Genomic DNA, 21,955 nt, shown 5'->3' on the forward strand with positions numbered 1-21,955 from the left:
CAATAACTTAGGTATAAGCACAAAGAGCCTAGCATTTTAGGACAAAGCTAGGCGGACTGCTATGGGGTGCAAGCGCTTATTTTAAAAGTATTGTAACCAATTGGTATTATTTGCTGTAAGCAGTCAATTCTTTGCAAATCGCACCATTTTTCTTATCGCCAGCTTTCTTCGCATCAGACTGTGCTTCTTTTAAAGCATCTTTAAAACTTTTTTGTTTGCTGAGTTGCTGTAAAGCATTTACTGGGTTTTTTTCATTCGGCATATATTCTTTAGCTAATTTTGCATAACCCGCTTCAAACTTTGGTTGATCTTTGTCATTCACCAATTTTGGGCAGATTTCAGATAGTACATAGATAGCTGCAAGTTCTTGACTGGTCACTTGAGGTGTAGGGGTAACTTCAATTTTTTCATCTGCGGCATGTGCAGACATGGTAGTGAAAGCAAAAGCAGAAAGGCTAAGGGCACAAAGAGATTTTACAAAGGAGTTTTTCATTTAAATAACCTGTTAAATAACCTAAAAGATATCAAATAGCTAAAATTTATTTGCTTAGCTTAATCGTATTTCTGGTAGAGATCAGTAGAAAATTGTATTGAAGCTGTTTAAAAATCAATACATTGTGAAAGAAAAAAGGATGAGGCTATAAAGCGTCATCCTTTTTTTGGCAGGTTTGATGCAATAAGGACTAACCTATTTAGAGGACGTCCAAAGCTGAATGATCAATTAACCTTCATAACTTAAAACGTCATCACAAACTGATTTTTGCTCAGCTTTATCAGTTTCTTTAGCAGCTTGACGCGCTTCTTCAAGAACTGATTTATATTCGCTATCAGACTGTAATTTTTCTAATGTCATTGATTTATCAGAATAATCAGCAAGATATGTTTTAGTGAGTGCTTGAATGTTGGCATCAAATTTTGCATTTTGACCAATAATCGCAGGGCATACTTCTAACATGACTTGTGCAGATGCAATATCTTCTTTTACGATGGTATTGACTTCTTCTTGAGTGAAGTCATTGTCTGCGACCACAGTTTGAGTCATGCAAGCTGCTAGAGCAAAGCTCAATAAACCACGAAGTGCTACGGTTTTATTCATTTTGTACACACACATTTATGCTGGATGTTGAAATGTAAATATATATAATTATTCATATATTTCAATAAAATGTTCTTGCGAGTCATTTTTAATTTTTTAGTAATGGAAATTTAGTTGTGAATATTTTAATTGCCAATGATGATGGCGTTTTTGCTCCCGGTATCCAAGCTTTAGCACATGCATTGCGTCCTCTCGGTCGTGTGGTGATTGTGGCGCCTGAAAGCGAACGCAGCGGTTTTTCAAGTGCTTTAACTTTAGATCGACCATTACGACCTGTCGAAATTGCACCGAATATGTGGGCGGTAAATGGTACACCTGCGGACTGTGTGTATTTATCAATGAATGGTCTGTTTGATTTTGAATTTGATCTGGTGGTGAGTGGAATCAATAGTGGCGCAAATCTGGGTGATGATGTGCTGTATTCAGGGACAGTGGGTGCGGCATTTGAAGGCCGTTTAATGAAACAACCTGCGCTAGCCGTGTCTTTGGCTGGGCCAAATGTGCGTAGTTATAATAACCCAGAAGATTATGCAGTCGCCGCGCAATGGGTGCATGATTTTATTGCCAATGGACTACCCGCGCTACCTGCACGACATATTTTTAATATTAATATTCCAGATGTTGCTGAACTTCAAGGCACCAAAGTGACCTATCAAGGAAGACGTTTACAGTCCAAACCGATTACCAGTCATGTAGACCCGCGTGGTCGTCAAGTCTATTGGATTGGATTGGCAGGCGAGGCAGTGGCAGAGCCTAAGAAAGGCTTAACCGATATCGAGTCAGATTTCTTTGCCGTGGCAAATGGTTATGTCAGTGTAACGCCTATACAAATGGATGCTACAAACTATGAGATTTTGAATAACTTACACGCAGAGTTATCTAAAATTTAAGTATTAGTGTTATAACTTTGTGAAAATGGTTATGCCGCAACTTTTTTAGAGTGGATTTTTGCTAATCTTAGCCCATTCATAATGACTATATTTGAATTATTAGTGAGGAAGATGATGTCCCTGGTGTCACAATATCGCGTTATTACCGCTCCTGCAGCATTATTTAAGACCCTTGTTTTATCTGCTGCTGTGGTTACAACTTTGGTCATGACTGGCTGTGCGTCAAAACCACAAATTAATAATGCGACCCGTTATGCGACTGCTCCGGATTATTATACAGTTCGTTCGGGAGATACTTTAAGTGGCATTGCAGCTCGCTATGGCTTGAGCTATGTCAGCATCGCAGAAATGAACGATATTGCCCAGCCTTATCGCATCTATGTTGGACAATCCATTCGCCTTAAAAATAGTGGCTCTCGTCGTACGACGTCTACACAAGCCATGACTCAAGCGGCACCAATTCAACGCCAAACGATTGCAATGCCAACGCAAACAGCGCCCGTGACTCAAGCTTCAACCACTCCATCGACAGTGACGCGAACTACAGTTCCAACGCCGGTGGTCAGTTCTTCAAGTTTACGTTGGGTGAGTCCAGTATCGCGTCCTACGGTATTACAAGGCTATAATTTAGCATCAAATGTGAAAGGAACACGTTACGCAGGTAATACAGGTGATCCTATTTTTGCAGCAGCTGATGGTCAAGTGGTCTATGCCGCCGATGGTCTTAAAGAGTACGGCAATTTAATTTTGGTGAAGCATATTAATGGCTATATCACTGCATATGCACATAACAGTAAAATGAATGTCAAAAGTGGCGATACTGTGAAAGCAGGGCAGCAAATTGGTGAGATGGGTTCATCGGGTACCAACCGCACGATGCTTGAGTTCCAAGTGCGTTTAGATGGTAAACCAATCAATCCAACTTCAGTTTTACCAAATAATTAAATATATAATGCAAAAGCAAAATATCCCCGTATAATACAATGAGTTGCTTTTATCGAAAGATGAAGCTTCTCATAAGTTTATGAGGGAAATTTATGTTAGATCAACTTCGAGCAATGGGTGTCTTTGCTTGCGTTGTGGAAAAAAATTCGTTTAGCGGTGCTGCTCGTGAGTTAGGTATTACCACGAGTGCCGTGAGTCAGCAAATCCGCTCACTAGAGCAGGATATGGAAGTCATTCTTTTACATCGTTCAACACGTAAGTTAAGTTTGACAGAAGCTGGACAAGCTTTTTTTCATAGTTGCCAAGAGATGCTATCTGCCGCAGAGCGCGGCAAAATTCGTATCAATGAACTTCGTGACGACTTAGTCGGTGAATTACGTATTGCATCAACACCAGAACTTTGTGCGAATCATGTGATTCCTGCATTGTCACATTGGATGTCGGCACATCGCGGTTTATCCGTTCATCTAGAAGCAGATAATCAATATATCGACTTAATTGATGGCCGCATTGATATTGCGCTACGAATGAGTTCAAAAATTGATGATCAACAGTTTCATGTGGTGCCATTGGCACATGTTGAACAAGTTCTCGTTGCAGCACCAAGCTATATCAACCAAACCAGTTTAATTACACGACCAGAAGATTTACAAAATCATGATATAGTTCAAATAAATTTGGTTAGAAACTTTCAGCATTTTGCATTTGAAAATGCAGTGACTAAAGAACAGGTTGCATTGGATGTGCACTCCCGATTTACAACAAATAATGTATTTGCTGCAAAAGCAATGTGTCAACAAGGACATGGCATTGCAAGAATATTATATCTAGATACGCAAAAAGACTTATTAAACGGTTCTCTTGTTGAAGTTTTACCAGAATGGCGTTTACCATCATTTACTCTATATGCGGTGATGTCTAAACGTGATCAACAGCCTACCAAGATTCATCGTTGCCTAGATGCATTAAAATTGTATTTCAGTCAATTACCAGGCGGACGTGTATACCAAGAAGCCTCATAAAAACAAAAAAGGTTTAAAAAGATATAAAAAAAGCCGCAATCAGCGGCTTTTTTTACTTTCGGCACAAATTACGCTAGAAAGTTTTTCACCATTTTAACAATGCGTTCAATTAAGATATCCGCTTGTTTTTTATTGATGTTCAGCGTAGGTAATAAACGAATCACAGAGCCTGCTGTTACGTTAATAATCAAGTGATGCTCATCACGTGCAATATTCACAAGTTCGCCACATGCTTTAGGTAATTCAATGCCGACCATTAAACCAAAACCACGAACAGTTACGTTTTGCTCTGCAAGTTGCTCTGTGAATTGCTCAACAAGATACGCACCCATATTTGCAGCATTTTCAACAAGGTTTTCCTTTTGAATGGTATCAATCACGGTATAAACCACACGTGAACCTAATGCTGTACCGCTATAAGTTGAACCGTGGTTACCCGCTGTTAAAACGCCAACACCACGACCTTGAGTCATGACTGCGCCGATAGGGAAGCCATTACCTAGACCTTTTGCTGTAGTTAGCACGTCAGGAATAATATTGGTGTGTTGATATGCAAAGTATTTACCAGTACGGCCGTTACCTGTTTGCACTTCATCAAGCATCATTAACCAGTTGTGTTGGTTACAGATACGACGAATTTCTTCGAGGTAGCTAAAACCTTGAGGAGCCGTGTTGACGCCACCTTCGCCTTGGATCGGCTCAACCAAAATCGCTACGATGTCTGGGTGGTGAATCGCCGCTTCTTCAATTGCTTCAATATCACCGAAAGGCACACGAATGAAACCTTCAACTAGTGGGCCAAAACCTTCCTGAACTTTTTTATTACCTGTTGCAGATAATGTCGCCATCGTACGACCATGGAATGAATGATCAGCAACAATAATTTTAGGGCTTGCAACACCTTGCATATGACCAAATTTACGTGCAATTTTGATTGCACCTTCATTTGATTCTGCACCACTATTTGAGAAGAAAACTTCTTCCATACCCGCAACTTCAGCTAATTTTTGCGCAGCAGCCGTTTGCCAAGGCACTTCAAATAAGTTACTGGTATGAATGAGGGTCGCTGCCTGTTCAGCAATGGCAGCTGTAATTGCAGGATGTGAGTGACCTAAACCACAAACAGCGATCCCTGTCAGTGCGTCTAAGTATTCTGTGCCATCTGCGGTATACAGGTGAGCACCTTGACCTCGGACAAAGCTGATCGGTTGGCGGCCAAATACTGGCATCAAGTGCGATGGTTGATCAGTTTGTACTGGGGCAAGGGTAATGTTATTCATGACTAACTCTAATTTGTCAGGTGATTGAAATAATATAGAGGAGACGCCATATATATATGAGCATCAAGAGGTCTATATAAGCAAAATATGACCCACTTGAAAAGCTGAAATGTAAATAAAACGTGAAATATTGCTTTAGTCATATTGTTTTACTCAGTTTTGGGTATAATGCGAAGCAGATTTATTGAGGATATATCAATGACTGAACAAGCACGCGATACAGAAGCGTTAATTCGTGACCAAATTGCTAAACACGCAGTTCTACTTTACATGAAAGGCACTCCACAGTTTCCACAGTGTGGTTTCTCTGCGCGTGCAGTAGAAGCGCTCAGTCAAATTGGTCGTCCGTTTGCTTATGTAAATATTCTTGAAAATCAAGATATTCGCGCAACTCTTCCACAAATTGCAAACTGGCCGACTTTCCCACAATTATGGATCAATGGTGAGTTGATCGGTGGTAGCGACATTATGCTTGATATGTTCCAAAAAGGTGAATTACAACCTTTAGTTGAACAATATAGCCCAGCTCCGGAAGCTTAATTGGATATGTATTTGATGATTTTAATCATTGGATACAGATAAAAAATAGCGCCTTTAAGGCGCTTTTTTTATGACTTAATTATCTAAAAAGTCTGGGGTTATGCGTTTTTCCACCATTTCAAAGGCATTTAAAGTGCAATGAATGGTGGAAAAATCAACAAATGAATAATCTAATCGAACATTTATGACGGATTGTCTTCAGTCGGACTTTCTTCAACACGTTGCTCGTTTTCAGCAGTCCCATTTTTAGCAGTACTGTCTTGAGCTTCAGACTTCTTTGCCTTTTTATCTTTGTCCTTTTTTGACTTCTTCTTTTTTTTCTTTTTCTTTGGCTCTTCTTCCTCAAACTCAGCACCATCTTCAATCGCTTGCCAGTACTCAAGTTGCTCCATGACAGCAGCGTAGATTGAGCCTTTGCTATAACGACCTTTTTTATCAAGAGTACCTACTGGACGCGCCATCAAAATTTCTAATGCTTGGTCAATGGTATCTATGGCGTGAATATGGAATTGACCTTTTTGCACAGCTTCAATCACATCTTTACGTAACATTAAGTGCTGCATATTTTGGCGTGGAATAATCACACCTTGCTTGCCTGTTAGCCCTTGTAATTTACATGCATCATAGAAGCCTTCAATCTTGGCATTTACACCACCAATCGGTTGAACTTGACCCAATTGGTTCATTGAGCCAGTGATTGCCCATGATTGATCGATCGGTAATTGGCTAATAGCGGAAATAAGAGCTGAAAGCTCTGCAACAGTTGCGCTGTCGCCATCTACTTGGCCATAGCTTTGCTCAAAGGCAAGGGCAGCAGAAAAATGTAAAATTTGTTCACGACCAAAGTGTGCCTTTAAGAAACTCGACATCAGCAGGACGCCTTTGGCATGTAAAGAACCACCGAGTTCTACACTACGCTCGATATCTAAAATATCGCCGCCACCTTGATAAACCGAAGCCGTTAAACGTGACGGTAAACCAAATTCAACATCAGCATATTGAATCACAGAGAGGGCGTTAATCTGCCCGAATCGATGACCTTTGGTTTCGATTAACTGTGTACCGCGAGTGAGATCTTGCCAATATAATTCACGTAAGTAGCCTAGACGGTATTTACGATGATCAAGAGCGGTGTTGATATGTGTTTCTGTCACCATTTTATCGCCAGCAAGTGCTGCATGATGATGTGCTTCACGAATCAAATCACCTAAGGTGAGGGCATGTAATGACAAAGAGCTTTGATCTTCAGCTTGACGACTTGAATCAGTTAACAGTGCAGCAAGTGCTGTACGGTCAAACGGCAGAAGTTTGTCTGTTTGCACATAGTCAGCAATTAGCTGCATATATGCCTGCTCATTAATGTCATTACGTTGTAATGTATCAGTAAAATCGGCACGAATTTTAAAGACACTGCCCAGTTCTGGTTCGAGTTCTAAAATATCGTAATAAATATCAGGTTCAGCAAGTAGGATCACTTTGATATTTAAATCAATAGCTTCAGGTTCAATCGAAATACTGCCTGTCAATGTAAGCATATGTTCAAGTGAAGACAGCTTTAAATGTCCTGACTTTAATGCACGTTTTAGACCTTGCCATGCATAAGGCTGCTCTAAAAGTTGTTCAGCTTCCAAGATGAGGAATCCACCATTGGCCTTATGCAATGCACCAGGACGGATTAACGTAAAGTCTGTGGTGATGGTGCCATTTTGGGTCAGTTGTTCGACATGACCTAGCAAATTGTAATGGGTTGGGAAATCTTCAAAAATAACTGGCGCACCAGCATTTGGTTTGTGTGTGGCGATAATGTTAGCTTGGTAGCGAGATGGCACGCGGTTAAATAGGCCAGGTGTAAAGTCATCTTCTTCTTGCTCAAGCACAAACTCAACATTTTGAATGATGTCATCTGCATATTGCTTCAGATAATCTTCCAAGCCTTCAACCATGCTGAATTTATTTTGAATTACATCAATACGCGGCATGACGACTTGTTTAGCAATTTCACGGTTTAAAACCTGAACTTTATCGCGTGCGTCATCTTCAAGATCACCAAGATGTAGACCAAGACGTTCAAGTTTTTTATCCATATAACGGACGTTTGACGCAATTTCAGCACGTTGTTTGCTGCTTAAAGCATTGATGTCTTCTTTCGACATTTCCTGGTATTTGTTATCGACCAAATGCATCGGAACGAAACAATGATCATCATCCTGAGAAATCAGTTTAAGATCGAGCTCTTCACCTTCTCGGGTTAATTCAACTAAAGCAAGATGTTGTTCATCACCAGCATGTTGGCGAATCATTTCAATGCGATTGTGATAGGTTTCTGCGGTGAAGCGACGTTCAAGCTGTTTTAATATAGTTTGCCAACTTTGATGTAATAACGCTTGGAACTTTGTCGCTTGACCAGACGGAAGTTTTAGCACAATTGGTTCACGCGGAAATTTAAAATTATTGACATAGACCCAGTCTGAAGGCGTTGGCATATTTTTAGCGTGTTGTTGTAATAAGCGCTTAATCATGGTGCGCTTACCTAAGCCTGCGGTGCCTACAGCAAAAATGTTATAGCCTGAGTAAGGTAAGGCAATGCCAGCCTCGACCGAAGCTCGGGCACGATCTTGTCCTAAAAAGTCATTAAGTGGTTTGATCCGCTTGGTAGACGTTGGTATTTTTTTTAGCTCAGGTGTATGCGTCAGCTGAAGTGGCTGCAACTGGGTTTTAGTTAAAGTATTCTGTATTTCGGGTTGATCAAAAGCGCTCTTTAGTGTCGTTACTGTTTCTGCTAAGTTTTTTGTGTTGGCTTCATTAATGGTGGTTGATAAAGAAGAGTGAATTTGTTCAAGTCGCTGGGTCACTGTTGAATCCAAAAAACTAAAGAATAGAGATATGTAATTAAGGTATACAGGTTTAATGCCAAAGATCAAGCAACAGCTTGCGAAATATCGATAAAATAAAACAATGATTTCATAAATGTTGTTGAAACCGTTGTCATTAAGCGCTTGAATAGCATCATTCGATTTTGACAAAAATAACTGAGTCATGACAACACAAGCTTCAGGATGGAAATCTGCTTTTACTGCATTTTTAGACCGACGTGCACTGATTATGCTTTTTCTTGGCTTTTCGGCCGGCATCCCAATTTTACTGATCTTTTCCAGTTTATCGCTTTGGTTAGGTGAAGCAGGAATTGATAAAAGTGCAGTGACTTTTTTTAGTTGGGCAGCGCTTGGCTATTCGTTTAAGTTTGTTTGGGCGCCATTAATTGATGAGTTACCTGTGCCATTTTTAACTAAACAACTTGGACGTCGCCGTGCATGGTTATTGATCGCTCAGGTTTTCATTATCTGTGCAATTTGTATTATGGCATTTTCAGATCCTGCTTTAGGACAAAGCTATATTTACCAAATGGCCGCTGGCGCTGTATTGCTAGGTTTTTCTGCCGCAACGCAAGACATTGTGATTGATGCTTATCGTATTGAGTTGGCAGAAACTGAAATGCAGACCGTTTTAGCTTCGACTTATAATGCAGGTTATCGTATCGGCATGATCGTGGCAGGTGCAGGGGCGTTATTTTTGGCGGCATATTTAGGCACGGCCAAAGGTAACTATATTTATGAAGCTTGGAAATATACTTATCTTGCAATGGCTGCTGTGATGGTTATTGGTATTATTACAACTTTATCGATACGTGAGCCGCAAGTTGACCGTGTACAAAAGCATTATAAACGGACCGACTATTATCGTTTAGTCGCGGTATTCTTTGCTGCGGTGGTTGCCTTTGTCTTGAGTTATATCTATTCAGGTGTAGCGGTTGAAAGCTTGAAAGAGCAGTGGCAAATTTCGGACTCATTTGCATTGTTCTGTTTAGAGGCTGTGCGCTTTATTTGTTCAGCGGTGGTTGCTTTTGGCATCGGTTCAGTTTTGGTGAAATCAGGTGCTGTAAATAAGCAGATGGCATTTGAAACTTGGGTTAATCCAGTTGCAGATTTCTTTAAGCGTTATGGTCTAAAACTGGCTTTAGTACTGTTGTTACTTATTGGTTTTTACCGTATTTCCGATATTATCGCCGGCGTCATTTCTAATGTGTTTTATCAAGATTTAAACTTCACCAAAGAGCAGATTGCTGAAGCTGTAAAAGTCTATGGTGTGATTTTTAGCTTGGTTGGCGGCTTCCTTGGTGGTTTGCTAGCGCAGCGCATGAACATTATGAAATTGATGTTTGTCGGTGCGATTTTAGCAAGTTCAACAAACTTGATTTTTATCGGTCTGGTCAAATCAGGTCAGCCATTGAGCGATGTCACTGTAAATGTAGCAGGGCAGCAATATACAGCGACGCCGGATGACACGGGTGCTTGGGCAGTTCAAATTCCAAAAGCAGTCTTGGCTGCAGATCAAAATATTAAAGTCAGTGCGGATTATCAGTCTAAGAATCAACATCCAGTACAGGTGAGTTTGCCGTATTTGAATAATGCTTTTTCAAACTCAGCAATGATGTTGCTGCCAGTGACTTCAGATAACACGATTTCAGCTCAAGAGACTGCAAATAGTATCGTGGTCCGTGGACAATACTTGGCAGGCGAGTTAAAAGAAAATCAAAAAATTCAAATTATTTTGGATGCTAAACCATTCGACGCAAAGCTTGATAAAACTGGTGTTTTTAGTGCTGCAATTCCAGGGCAAGCGCTCGAAACAGCAAAGCAAAAAACATTAACGGCTCAACTGCTAGAAAATGATGTAGTGAAAAAGAGTGTCGATTTAACATATCAAGTGAATACATCAGCCAATATGGCGGGTGTACTTGGTGTTGATATTCAACCGATTAATTTGGCAAGTGCTGAACAGAATGTGGATATCAAAGGAAAGGTCATTAAGCCTTATAGTTCGCTGTGGTTATATTTCGCGATTATTGTTGATAATTTGGCGTCAGGACTTGCAGGCGCGGCGTTTATCGCATTTTTATCGAGTTTAACCAGTGTTTCTTTCACAGCTGTTCAATATGCTATCTTCAGTTCATTAATGACCTTAACCCCTAAAATTTTAGGCGGTTATTCTGGTACGATTGTGACCAATATCGGTTATCCGAAATTTTTCTTGATGACGACTTTAATTGGTATTCCGATTTTAATTTTAGTAGTTTGGGTCGCTAAACTATTGAAAAAGCATGAACAGAAATCTAGTTTATAATTCAATTTGAATTAAAAAAGCCTATTCAGTTTGAATGGGCTTTTTTATTCTAAGCGTGTAAATAGCCTAAGCAAATCTATGATTTAGGGCGTGGATATTTGAAATGAGTGGGTATATGTGCTCTAGAGTTAAATTGAACTTTGTATGTTAAATCCCTATAGTATTCAAACATAATGATAGATTTAGGAAACTCGATTATGCGCATGCTGCATACCATGTTACGTGTAGGCAATTTAGAGCGTTCATTGGCGTTCTATACTGAAGTACTCGGTATGACTTTGCTTCGTAAGCGTGATTATGAAGAAGGTCGTTTTACTTTGGCATTTGTGGGCTATGGTGATGAAGAAAATCATACTGTACTTGAGTTAACGCATAACTGGGATACGGAGAGTTATGAATTGGGTAACGCTTATGGCCATATTGCTATTGCAGTAGATGATGCCTACAAGGCTTGTGAAGAAATTAAAGCACGTGGCGGAAACGTGGTACGTGAAGCAGGACCAATGAAAGGTGGTGTGACCGTCATTGCCTTTGTTGAAGATCCCGATGGCTATAAAATTGAGTTGATCCAACAAGACTCAAATGCACGAAATAATTAATGTGCAATCATTAATATAAAGTCATCTGTAATTCTGAATATTCTTATTTACAAATTTTTTTGCGTTGAGCTCACTATCAACGTTTAAAATAATGAATATATCGGAGAAAAGCTGGCTTTATTTATATGGCCCAGTAAGATGAAATTTACTCAATGGTAAATTTAGCTTATTGGGCATTTTTGTGCCGATCAGCTTTAAAGGGAAATTTGTACAGGATGTTGTTATGCTAAAAATGTTGGCTTTGGATCGTTTTACCATTCTACTTTTTGTAATGGTCATACTTGCGACTTTTTTGCCTGTCAGTGGTCAAGCTTCAGAAATTTTTGGCTATATTACAACGGCTGCAATTGCCATTTTATTTTTTCTACATGGTGCAAAGTTATCTCGTGAGGCTGTGGTTGAAGGCATAATGCATTGGAAGTTACATGCTTTAGTTTTTGCTTTTACCTTTGCATTATTTCCATTATTGGGTTTAATGGCGAAACCAATCCTCGTGCCGATGTTAGGGCAAGAGTTGTATTGGGGCTTTTTGTTTATGTGCTTTTTACCCTCGACAGTACAGTCTTCTATTGCATTTACTTCGGTAGCACAGGGTAATGTTGCTGGCGCAGTCTGTAGTGCATCATTTTCAAATATTATTGGGATGTTTATTACCCCAGTGATGGTGGCCTATTTTATTCTCGGTCAGTCACAACATAACTACGATCCGACAGCATCTATTATTCAAATTACGCTGTTATTACTGATTCCCTTCATTTTAGGGCAGCTCCTTCGTCCTTGGGTGTTTCCTTATATGAAGAAAATGCCAAAAATCGTGAAGGTATTTGATCAGGGCTCAATTTTGATGGTGGTTTATGGTGCATTCAGTAGTGCAGTGGTGGCAGGGCTATGGCATCAAGTGAGTGGTATGACCTTATTCCTATTGATTGTGGCGTGCTCAGTCCTGTTAACGATTATTATGTTATTGGCGTTATATGTGCCACGTTGGTTGGGGTTTAGCCGAGCTGATCAAAAGACGATTTTCTTTTGTGGCTCTAAAAAAACCTTGGCGAGTGGCGTGCCCATGGCACAAATTTTATTTATTGGGCAGCCGATGGGGATGATAGTTTTACCGATTATGATCTTTCACCAAATTCAGTTGATGGTCTGTGGTGTGATTGCCAACCTTTGGGCAAAACAAAGCCGTGGGCAAGAATAAGGGCGAGATGAATAGGTCCTTTTAAAATACCTTATATAGATGAAAAGAAAAAATCATGAAAATTAAAACAAGCTTCTTCATTTTATTCTTGGGGCTGAACACAGTCGTTCATGCCCAAGAGGATTTATCCGTAAATAGTAACCGTGATGTCATTGAAAAAATGCCGCTCATCAGCCTGCAGCCCATGTTGGATTTTTGTCGTGATCGACAACCACAGATGAATACGGAATTAGATCAGGCTTATCAAGCTGCCAAGCTAAAATTAATTGCTGCGGTTCAGGCTGTCCGTTTTAATGGTGTAGAGCCATTAAAAGCAAAAGATGTTGATTTGCCAGTCGATGCACAATTTAAACAGCAGCTTCAAGGCATGTTAGAGGGCATGAGCAAATCATTACAGCCAGTAAATGCAGCGACGTTTTGTCCTGCATTTATTGAAAAATTAAAACATTTTGATCAAGCCCAATTTCAGCGTACAGTCGAATTACAATATCAGGAATATTTAGAGCAAGCTCAACCTAAAGAGTAGAGTGATTCAGCCTTGAATATCTATTTATTAACAATAAAAAATCAGCTATAATTTGCCCCAACTTGTTGTGCTTAGCTCTGGCGGTATCCGTCTCGGTGGGCCAAAAGAATGGTCTGTTATGGTGTTGGTCTGCTTTTTTAAGCCTTCCTTGTAGTGATGCAAGAGTGATCAATTGCGATGACAGCTAAACCTTCTTAAATCTTAGGAGTAATCGACGATGCGCGCCGATATTCACCCAAAATATGAAACTTTAGTTGCTACATGTTCATGCGGTAACGTAATTGAAACTCGTTCAGCTCTTGGTAAAGAAACTATTTACCTAGACGTATGTTCTGCTTGCCACCCATTCTACACTGGTAAACAGAAAAGCGTTGACACTGGCGGTCGTATCGACAAATTCAAACAACGTTTTGCTGGTATGTCACGTTCTATCAAACGTTAATATCCAAAACGAAAAAACGGGCTTTATGCCCGTTTTTTTTGTGCCGATAAAAAGATAAACCTTAAATCGGCAATGTTCAGAACCTTATTGGTCCTGAACATCAATGAGATGGTCGAGTTTCTTCTGGAAATAATCGCCTTGAATAAAGCGAGCCTCAACATTCCAAGCATTGGCAAACAGGGTCATGTCATTTAATTCACGTAGCATGATTTCAACAGTTTTGATTTCATGATAAGTGGTAATTTTTTCTTGCAGCTCTTGGCACGACTTGTCGTTTGCAAGCATTTTGGTCAAACTTGAATCTAGTGTTAAGCAGTGAACATCCATTTGACGTAATAATGATTCACTAAACATCGAATGACCAAAATTACGTAAAGCCAGTTCGGCACCATTTTTACGAAGTTCAACAAATGCTTTTTGAGCGGCATCAATATTGAGCTGAATGTCTTCTTCTGCAAATTGTAAAATCAGTGGATTCTTCAATTTACTACGAATAATCGTAATGAGTTTTGAAATAAACTCAGGGAAGGTGCGGTCGTTATATAGCACTTCCTTGTTCAGGTTAACGATTAATTTAGCTTCAGGGAACTGAGTAATAAAGTTGTGTAGCTGTTTACACGATTCAACCAAGATCCAACGATCCAATTTAATGGAAAGCTCAGAGTCTTCAGCCAACTCACGTAGTTGGGCGATATCTTTCCATTTATTTTCAAAAATAAAGCCGCTGGTTACTTCATAAGTATAAAGATGAGAATCTTCTTTATCATACAGTTGCTGATATTTAAGATGAATTTCACCGCGTTCTAAGCAGTTGCGAAGGGCCTTGATAACAGGAGCTTCATCACTAACGACAATCGGCGCAATTTGTGCTTCTGGTGTACCAAAATCCAAACTTGGAATATCAATTTCTAATGGAATAGTTAAGTCGATTTCAGGTGCTTGTTGGTTGGTTGGTAGCGCAGTATTAAAGGCTTTCGCAATAAAGGTATCAAAATGTGCTTCATCACGAATATCGCTGTCTAAAACACTGTATCCTATGCGTAAATTTAATGGATAAGTTTCATTGTTTACACTGAGTAATTGAGGTTTGCTCAGGGTGTTAAGACCAATCAACTTAGAATCAAGTTTGAGCTGATTATCCGCTTGGAATAAGGCAACGATTGCACCATTATCTAAACTAAATAATGGAGCATGAGTCTGATCTTTCAAGAAGTCTTTAATATTGGTGAAATAGCTCTTATAGGTATTCCAATCTTTTTGAAAAATCGCATCTGAGCAAGAAGCCAACGTAAATAGCACTAATGCATTTACATTGGCAGGTTGTTGGCCGATGGTACGGTTGAGTTGTTGAAATGCTTTTGGTTTTTGTGGGCTAGCTTCAACTTGAGCATTGCTTACAGCATTGCTGCTTTGACTGCCAATTTCAATTGCGAGCTGTAAAGCATCTTCTTCAGCTGCGGCAATAAATTCGAGTTTTAGTGGGTTTTGCCCAGCCACTGCGATATTTTGTGAAACGAGATCAAAACGTCCTAAATCGAGCTGCCCTTGGCTAATTTTTTTAAAGCGTTGTTTAAAGTCGTTGAGGTCAGTAGGTTGTAATAGATCGAGTAAAGGCAGACCAATTACATCATCTTCATTTTTTAGACCAAACAAAGTGAGATATTCAGCATTGGCTTGAATATGAATGCCTTCTTGAATCACGGCAACCGCTTTACGACTATCTTCAACTAAAGACTGGGTTTGGATTTGAGCTGTTTCGAGCTCTTCCATTAAATGTTGCTGCGATTGTTGTAGGCGACTAAAGGATAAAGCACGGATTAAACCAAAATAGAAACTCTCAGGTTCAGCAATATCGACAATGTCATAAATCCCTTTTTTGACTAAACTTGCATATTGTTCTGCTTGATAGTCTTCAGGTTTAAGTAAAATAATCGGTAAATTGGGTTGGCTCGATAGTTGAACTAAACTTAAAGCTTGTTCATATTTTAAATCATAAGCACGTCCAAAAATGATCAAGTCCCAATTGAGATTCAGCTGTTTTTCGAAATTTTGTAAATCATCAAGTAATATGGCATGAACTTGATGTTCGCTGTCTGTCAATAAATCACGTATCTGGTTAAAACGTATTTGATTATCATCAATAATGAGTAATCGAGTTTCCGTACGTTTTAGTTTTTTGGATAGTAATGGATTTCTCACTTTAATGCTTCCCATAAGTCGTTATTTTTGATCTCATTGCTCTGTTTCGCAATAAAGTCTTTAACGACATTTTCTTGCTCTTCATTCAATAATTCATATTCAAAGCGAATAAAGCTTTGCGTCACCAACTGCGCTTTGGTGAGATAGACTTTGATGTCTTCTTTGCCTAAGCGAAGGTGGATCGTTTGTTTCTCTCGGAAGAGATTTGCCCCAGGTAAAATTAAGGTCGTAGACACTTGATCAAGTTGTGTGGTCTGTACCAATAAAGCAGGTTGATGATTTGTTGTATTGCGGTCGGTACGGATATGGGCTGAACATGGATACAAATCTTGGGCCAGTACTTCGAGACCCAATTCCAAACTTTTTTCAGTCGATTGTTTGATCCAACGAACAACACCGCCACGCCATTGGCTTTGAGCATTTTCTTGGATCAAAATAAATTCGCCGGTTTTTAAATTAGCAGGGGTAGGGCCAGTCCATTTAATGCGATAACCATTCACACTAATATCTAATACGTCAGCGGTATGAATCTGTTTTGCTTCACGATCTAGCGCTTTCGCATTAGTCATGCCTGTTGGCATATTTGAATCATGCGAATTGACAAAAGAGGCTTCATTGTGGAATTGATAATTGCCTTCCAAATCTAAAGTTTCGTGGAAGTTTTTACCTTTAGAGAGATAGAAATGCGCCACCATTAAGCTAAAGCAAATATTAATTTGCGCAGAATATTCATAACGTTCATGACGACGTTCAGTGTTGTTGGTCAAAATATTATGAATATGGAAATATAGCGCTGGAGTTAAAAATAACTTTTCATTTTTAGATAAATAATTGGCATTTCTAGTTTGCGTTTCGGTCAAATGATCGAGCAAGTTTTGCGTTGAAATGTATACATTGGCTTGATAAGACCGATCTTGTTTTGAGTTATAAATCGGTGGGTGATCTTTTTTCGTGTCTACAACATAGCGTGAAAGCGTGGTTTCTTTCGGTAGGATTTGAACCAATTTTGCCCAGTCAAAGCTACATAAATACAAACCTTGGATTTCAGCAGGGCGAATCTGATGATTATTGAAAATATCTAATAAGATTAATTGTGCATAAGCTTGAGCAATATTTGCAATTTGATGTTGAGTACCCAGTAACTGATTGACATTACTTTGATAGAAATTGTGTTCAATGGCACATTCAATCAGTTGATGTGCCGCAATCCATTGACCTGCAGTCGGTGTGGCATACAACATATGTTGTTGATACAACAACAGTGTCAGTTGTTGCAACGCATAGTAGATTGATGCAATTCGAGCGGTTTGTAAGCTTTTTTTATGGCCGAATGAAAAAATCGAAAACTTTTGTTGATTAAGCTGCTGATTACATCGTTTGGCAATATCAATATAGATTTTGGCAAAGTGACTGCGTAAAAGCATCGCCAATTCAATGATTTGGTCATTACGATCCGTGGTAATGAGGCTTTGATTGGTAAAGTGTTTTTCTAAGCTTGTGAGCACACTTTCCATAGTCGGATGTAAAATTTGAACCAAATCAAAACGTAACATCTCTTGGCATTTCAGCTCGGAGATTTCAAGTAAGGCATTGAATAAAGCTTTAGATGAGGTACCCAATTGTAAAATTGAAATACCGTTTAACCACTCTTGCAGACCTTTAGCATTGGTCGGACAAAAGCTCAGTTTATCCAGCTTTAATTCAGTCGGATTGTAAAACGTATCTGAAGTATGCGTGGTCATCTTTATTATTTAACTCAAAAAGTTGAAGCCCCAAAAAGCGGTGTCTTGTTTTTTTCGCCCGCTATTTCCCGTACAAGTTTAGGAACCAAATAACCAGGTAGGTTCTCTAAAACTTTTTTATAAATTAAATCAATATCCTGAGCTGGTGTATCAAAATGATGAGCACCTTTTACTTTATCCAGAACATGCAAATAATATGGCATTACACCTGCGTCGAATAAGCGGTAACTCAAATCGACCAATACTTCTGCAGAATCATTAACCCCTTTTAATAAGACTGCTTGGTTCAGCACGGTGATTCCTTGTTTGACAAGCTGTTGAAGCTGGCTGCACGTGAAGTCATCTAGCTCTGATGGATGATTTGAGTGTACCACTAGAATAATGCGTAGCCTACTGTTTTTTAAAATAGAAACCAGCTCTTCATCGACACGGTTGGGGATTACGATAGGAACTCGTGAATGAATTCTCAAAAATTTAATTTGTGGCAAAGTCGATAAACGTTCAATCCACACTTGAAGTTTACGATTTGATAGTGTGAGCGGGTCTCCACCACTTAAAATCACTTCATTAATATCGGGTTGTTGTTCAATATATCCTTTAATGTTTGGCCAATCGTCATTTTTAGGCAGGTTTTCTTGGTATGGAAAATGGCGGCGGAAACAATAACGGCAATGGACCGCGCAGGCACCGGTTAAAGTCAGTAAAAAACGAGACTTGTACTTATGTAATACGCCTGGCTGTTGGTTAGCCTGCTCTTCACCTAAAGGGTCGGTGACAAAACCGGCGTGTTCTTCAAGTTCCAAATGATGCGGTAGGACTTGCAGTAAAAGCGGATCGAGCGGATTACCTTTTTGCATTTTTTCAACAAAAGCTCGCGGCACACGTAGGCGAAACTCATCTGCTGCGAACTGAGCACCCGATAATAACTGATCATGCGAAAGTTCTAATACATCGAGTAATTCTTGAGGATTTGTTATCAAATCACTCAATTGGGTTTGCCAGTTTTGCTCTTGAAATAAATAGTTTATCATGCCGATTGTTTAAAAAATGCAGAAAGGTGAGTAGGGAATATTGCTGAAATTAATGCGTCGAACTTTGAAGTGTAAGCTGAAATAATTCCGATAAAGCTCACAACGGATGAAGCCTACGAAACATTTATTAAGTTTCAGTAAACAGCAATTTTACCTGTTTGTGGGCATTGTATAAACAAAGTTCTTTAATGTCTGAGTGTAAGTTAAGCAGCTTGACCCCTTTAATGGGGATTTTTTCGTTGCGACATGGTGCATTGGTCATTTAGAATACGCAATATCACATTAATGTGCATGTGGCAGCCAATGTTACAGTCAGTACTTGCTAAATGACATGTTACAGCCCATAGCATCTATAGATTAAAGTTAGTAAGTTTGGAGTGAGCCAGTCATGGCCTATTATTCTACGAATGATTTCAAGTCAGGCCTTAAGGTCATGCTTGACGGTAACCCATGTTCAATCATGGAAAATGAATACGTAAAACCAGGTAAAGGCCAAGCTTTTAACCGCGTAAAATTACGTAACCTTAAAACTGGTAAAGTTTTAGAAAAAACTTTCAAATCTGGTGATTCACTAGAAGCTGCTGACATCCAAGAAGTTGAAATGAACTACTTGTATAACGACGGTGAAATGTGGAACTTCATGGACCCAGAATCTTTCGAACAAATCGCTGCTGATAAAGTTGCTATGGGCGACGCGGCTAAATGGTTGAAAGATGACTCAAATGAACTTTGCACAATCATGCTTTGGAACGGTGTTCCTTTAACTGTGAGCGCGCCAAACTTCGTTGTATTAAAAATCGTTGAAACTGATCCAGGTGTACGTGGTGATACTTCAGGCGGTGGCGGTAAACCGGCTAAGCTTGAAACTGGTGCAGTTGTACGTGTTCCATTATTCGTACAGCAAGAAGAAAGCGTTCGTGTAGACACTCGTACTGGTGACTATTTAGAACGTGCATAATGGTTTAAAAATAGACTATTATCGAAAGGGATGAAGTGATTCATCCCTTTTTTTATACCTATTGGTTTAAATTTTTATTCCAAAGTATTAGATGAAAAAACCTATAACAGGAGTAGAGTTTCAAGGGAAGAAACAGCAGTACCTCGAACAAGAAAAATCAAGCTGATTTATTTCAACATTTATGAGGGATTGAGATGGAAAACATTCAACCGAAGTCAGGAATGGCTTCAAAGATTATCTGGCTGTTTGTAGCCATTCTAGGTGCCGTTTCATTCGGCATACTAGCACTCAGTCGAGGCGAGCATGTCAATGCAGTTTGGCTGATCCTTGCAGCAATCTGTGTGTATAGCATTGCATATCGTTTTTATAGTTTATTTATTGCGAATAAAGTCTTTGAACTGAATGAGCGACGTTTAACGCCTGCTCATCGCTTAGCTGACGGTTTGGATTATGTGCCGACCAATAAAAGCGTTCTATTTGGTCACCACTTTGCCGCGATTGCAGGCGCAGGTCCTTTAGTCGGTCCGATTCTTGCTGCGCAAATGGGTTATTTGCCGGGAACAATTTGGCTCTTAGTGGGTGTCGTTCTTGCGGGTGCGGTTCAAGACTTTTTAGTCTTATTCATCTCGACGCGTCGTGATGGTCGTTCACTCGGTGAAATGGCAAAACAAGAACTTGGCTCATTTGCCGGAATCATCGTGATGCTTGGCGCACTTGGCGTGATGATCATCATTCTAGCGGTGCTGGCATTGGTAGTTGTAAAAGCGTTGACCAACAGTCCGTGGGGTGTTTTCAGTATCGCGGCCACTGTACCGATTGCGATTTTCATGGGTATATATATGCGATTTATCCGTCCGGGTAAAATTGCAGAAGTGTCGATCATTGGTTTTGTACTGATGATGGCTGGGATTATCTATGGTGGTGACATTGCACAGCATCCGTACTGGGGGCCATTCTTTACACTTTCAGGTACTGAACTAACTTGGTGGTTGATTGGTTATGGTTTCGTGGCATCAGTATTACCTGTTTGGTTGCTGCTTGCTCCACGTGATTACCTATCTACCTTCTTGAAAATTGGTGTTATTGCAGGTTTAGCAATCGGGATTATGTTTGCATTGCCTGAAATGAAAATGCCAGCAGTAACGCATTTTATTGATGGTACAGGTCCTGTATTTGCAGGTTCAATGTTCCCATTCTTATTTATTACCATTGCCTGTGGTGCTATTTCAGGTTTCCATGCACTCGTTTCTTCAGGAACGACACCGAAACTTGTAAATAATGAAAAAGATATTCGCATGATCGGTTATGGCGGCATGTTGATGGAATCTTTTGTTGCGATCATGGCTTTGGTTTGTGCAACAATTCTTGATCCAGGTGTGTATTTTGCAATTAATGCACCAGCAGCGGTGATTGGTACAACAGTTGAATCTGCTGCGGAAGCAGTACGTACATTAGGTTTTGTGGTGACACCTGAAGCATTGACCCTACTTGCACAAGAAGTGGGTGAAAACTCGATTCTGTCTCGTACAGGGGGCGCACCAACATTTGCAATTGGTATGGCTCACATTATTACGGAAATTTTCAATAACCGTTCAATGATGGCGTTCTGGTATCACTTCGCGATTTTATTTGAAGCACTTTTCATTTTAACAGCTGTCGATGCGGGTACGCGTGCATGTCGTTTCATGGTGCAAGATACAGTGGGTATCGTGGTTCCTGTGGTTAAAAACTCTCATAATTTCTTCGGGAATCTGTTGGGTACAGCGGTGGCTGTCGCAGGTTGGGGCTTCTTCGTTTACCAAGGTGTGGTTGACCCACTTGGCGGTATTAATAGCTTATGGCCGCTGTTTGGTATTGGTAACCAAATTCTTGCTGCGATGGCATTGATCTTGGGTACAGTGATTTTATTCAAGATGAAAAAACAAAAGTATGTTTGGGTGACGATTATCCCAACAGTATTCTTGTTTATCACTTCTATGACCGCTGGTTGGCAGAAGATTTTCCACGAAAATCCAAAGATTGGTTTCTTGGCTCAGGCAGATCGTTTTAATGCAGCAATTGCGAAAAATGAATTGTTGGCACCTGCAAAAACCATGGCTGAAATGCATACGGTTGCATTGTCGAATCAAATCAATGCTGGTCTTTGTGCATTCTTTATGATCGTGGCATTTGTGATGTTATTTGCAGCAATTGGTGTGGTGCGTCGTGCCTTGGCAAATCCAAATCCATCGGTGAATGAAGCAGAAGCAATTTACCGTGACCCAGCTGAAATTAATCCGTCAAATTCAGCACATTAATAGGGGAAT

At 39.8% G+C, this 21,955-nt stretch carries 18 protein-coding genes; 11 read left to right on the forward strand and 7 right to left on the reverse strand.

Features of this window, described 5'->3' with window-relative positions; all coding sequences use genetic code 11:
- Positions 1-106 precede the first annotated feature (106 nt).
- Positions 107-493, reverse strand: coding sequence for an MCR_0457 family protein (locus tag FTV27_RS02235; RefSeq protein ID WP_180076949.1), 387 nt, complete (start codon positions 491-493; stop codon positions 107-109).
- A 228-nt stretch (positions 494-721) separates the two neighbouring features.
- Complete coding sequence (locus FTV27_RS02240) at positions 722-1,096, reverse strand: MCR_0457 family protein (protein WP_180076950.1); 375 nt, start codon at positions 1,094-1,096, stop codon at positions 722-724.
- A 116-nt stretch (positions 1,097-1,212) separates the two neighbouring features.
- Between FTV27_RS02240 and surE the strand changes: the two genes are divergently transcribed.
- The 3 genes from surE to FTV27_RS02255 all read left to right on the forward strand — a co-directional run bounded on the left by surE (position 1,213) and on the right by FTV27_RS02255 (position 3,953).
- Positions 1,213-1,986 (forward strand): 5'/3'-nucleotidase SurE, encoded by a 774-nt coding sequence (surE, locus tag FTV27_RS02245; RefSeq protein WP_111884223.1) that lies wholly within the window; start codon positions 1,213-1,215, stop codon positions 1,984-1,986.
- 114 nt (positions 1,987-2,100) lie between these two features.
- A complete protein-coding gene (locus FTV27_RS02250; RefSeq protein WP_078191836.1) occupies positions 2,101-2,931 on the forward strand; it encodes a peptidoglycan DD-metalloendopeptidase family protein in 831 nt (276 codons plus the stop codon).
- Positions 2,932-3,023: 92 nt separating this feature from the next.
- Positions 3,024-3,953, forward strand: a complete 930-nt coding sequence (locus FTV27_RS02255) for a LysR family transcriptional regulator (protein ID WP_180076951.1) — start codon at positions 3,024-3,026, stop codon at positions 3,951-3,953.
- Between the two features lie 68 nt (positions 3,954-4,021).
- On the opposite strand, the gene FTV27_RS02260 is transcribed toward FTV27_RS02255, so the two are convergent.
- On the reverse strand, positions 4,022-5,233 hold the full coding sequence (locus tag FTV27_RS02260; RefSeq protein WP_180076952.1) for an aspartate aminotransferase family protein: 1,212 nt from the start codon (positions 5,231-5,233) through the stop codon (positions 4,022-4,024).
- A gap of 198 nt (positions 5,234-5,431) precedes the next feature.
- Here FTV27_RS02260 and grxD point away from each other — a divergent pair, with 198 nt between their 5' ends.
- Positions 5,432-5,773 (forward strand): Grx4 family monothiol glutaredoxin, encoded by a 342-nt coding sequence (grxD, locus tag FTV27_RS02265; protein ID WP_067762767.1) that lies wholly within the window; start codon positions 5,432-5,434, stop codon positions 5,771-5,773.
- Positions 5,774-5,955: 182 nt separating this feature from the next.
- On the opposite strand, the gene FTV27_RS02270 is transcribed toward grxD, so the two are convergent.
- A complete protein-coding gene (locus FTV27_RS02270) occupies positions 5,956-8,625 on the reverse strand; it encodes an ATP-binding protein (RefSeq protein ID WP_180076953.1) in 2,670 nt (889 codons plus the stop codon).
- A gap of 184 nt (positions 8,626-8,809) precedes the next feature.
- Here FTV27_RS02270 and FTV27_RS02275 point away from each other — a divergent pair, with 184 nt between their 5' ends.
- The 5 genes from FTV27_RS02275 to rpmE all read left to right on the forward strand — a co-directional run bounded on the left by FTV27_RS02275 (position 8,810) and on the right by rpmE (position 13,719).
- A complete protein-coding gene (locus tag FTV27_RS02275; protein WP_180076954.1) occupies positions 8,810-10,954 on the forward strand; it encodes an MFS transporter in 2,145 nt (714 codons plus the stop codon).
- Positions 10,955-11,151: 197 nt separating this feature from the next.
- Positions 11,152-11,553: a lactoylglutathione lyase gene (gene gloA, locus FTV27_RS02280; RefSeq protein ID WP_078191833.1), complete on the forward strand. Its 402-nt coding sequence runs from the start codon at positions 11,152-11,154 to the stop codon at positions 11,551-11,553.
- A 223-nt stretch (positions 11,554-11,776) separates the two neighbouring features.
- Positions 11,777-12,751: a bile acid:sodium symporter family protein gene (locus FTV27_RS02285; RefSeq protein WP_180076955.1), complete on the forward strand. Its 975-nt coding sequence runs from the start codon at positions 11,777-11,779 to the stop codon at positions 12,749-12,751.
- A gap of 55 nt (positions 12,752-12,806) precedes the next feature.
- Positions 12,807-13,277, forward strand: coding sequence for a hypothetical protein (locus FTV27_RS02290; protein WP_180076956.1), 471 nt, complete (start codon positions 12,807-12,809; stop codon positions 13,275-13,277).
- 217 nt (positions 13,278-13,494) lie between these two features.
- Positions 13,495-13,719, forward strand: coding sequence for a 50S ribosomal protein L31 (gene rpmE, locus FTV27_RS02295; RefSeq protein WP_078190165.1), 225 nt, complete (start codon positions 13,495-13,497; stop codon positions 13,717-13,719).
- Positions 13,720-13,803: 84 nt separating this feature from the next.
- Here the strand turns inward: rpmE and FTV27_RS02300 are convergent, their stop codons facing one another.
- From FTV27_RS02300 to epmB, 3 genes are read right to left on the reverse strand one after another with little or no spacing between them, the layout of a single operon-like run.
- Entirely contained in the window at positions 13,804-15,933 is a 2,130-nt protein-coding gene (locus tag FTV27_RS02300; protein ID WP_180076957.1) for an EAL domain-containing protein, read from the reverse strand.
- Positions 15,915-17,660, reverse strand: coding sequence for a GTPase (locus FTV27_RS02305; protein ID WP_180076958.1), 1,746 nt, complete (start codon positions 17,658-17,660; stop codon positions 15,915-15,917). Before FTV27_RS02305 ends, FTV27_RS02300 begins: the two co-directional genes overlap by 19 nt.
- Before the next feature lie 14 nt (positions 17,661-17,674).
- Positions 17,675-18,691 (reverse strand): EF-P beta-lysylation protein EpmB, encoded by a 1,017-nt coding sequence (gene epmB / locus FTV27_RS02310; RefSeq protein ID WP_180076959.1) that lies wholly within the window; start codon positions 18,689-18,691, stop codon positions 17,675-17,677.
- Positions 18,692-19,079: 388 nt separating this feature from the next.
- Between epmB and efp the strand changes: the two genes are divergently transcribed.
- Together efp and FTV27_RS02320 are read left to right on the forward strand one after the other, a co-directional pair.
- Positions 19,080-19,649 (forward strand): elongation factor P, encoded by a 570-nt coding sequence (efp, locus tag FTV27_RS02315; RefSeq protein ID WP_067762759.1) that lies wholly within the window; start codon positions 19,080-19,082, stop codon positions 19,647-19,649.
- A 194-nt stretch (positions 19,650-19,843) separates the two neighbouring features.
- Positions 19,844-21,946 (forward strand): carbon starvation CstA family protein, encoded by a 2,103-nt coding sequence (locus FTV27_RS02320; protein WP_180076960.1) that lies wholly within the window; start codon positions 19,844-19,846, stop codon positions 21,944-21,946.
- The last annotated feature ends 9 nt before the right edge of the window (positions 21,947-21,955 follow it).

Origin of the sequence: Acinetobacter sp. YH12251 (assembly GCF_013417465.1) — a bacterium.
Taxonomy (GTDB): domain Bacteria; phylum Pseudomonadota; class Gammaproteobacteria; order Pseudomonadales; family Moraxellaceae; genus Acinetobacter; species Acinetobacter amyesii.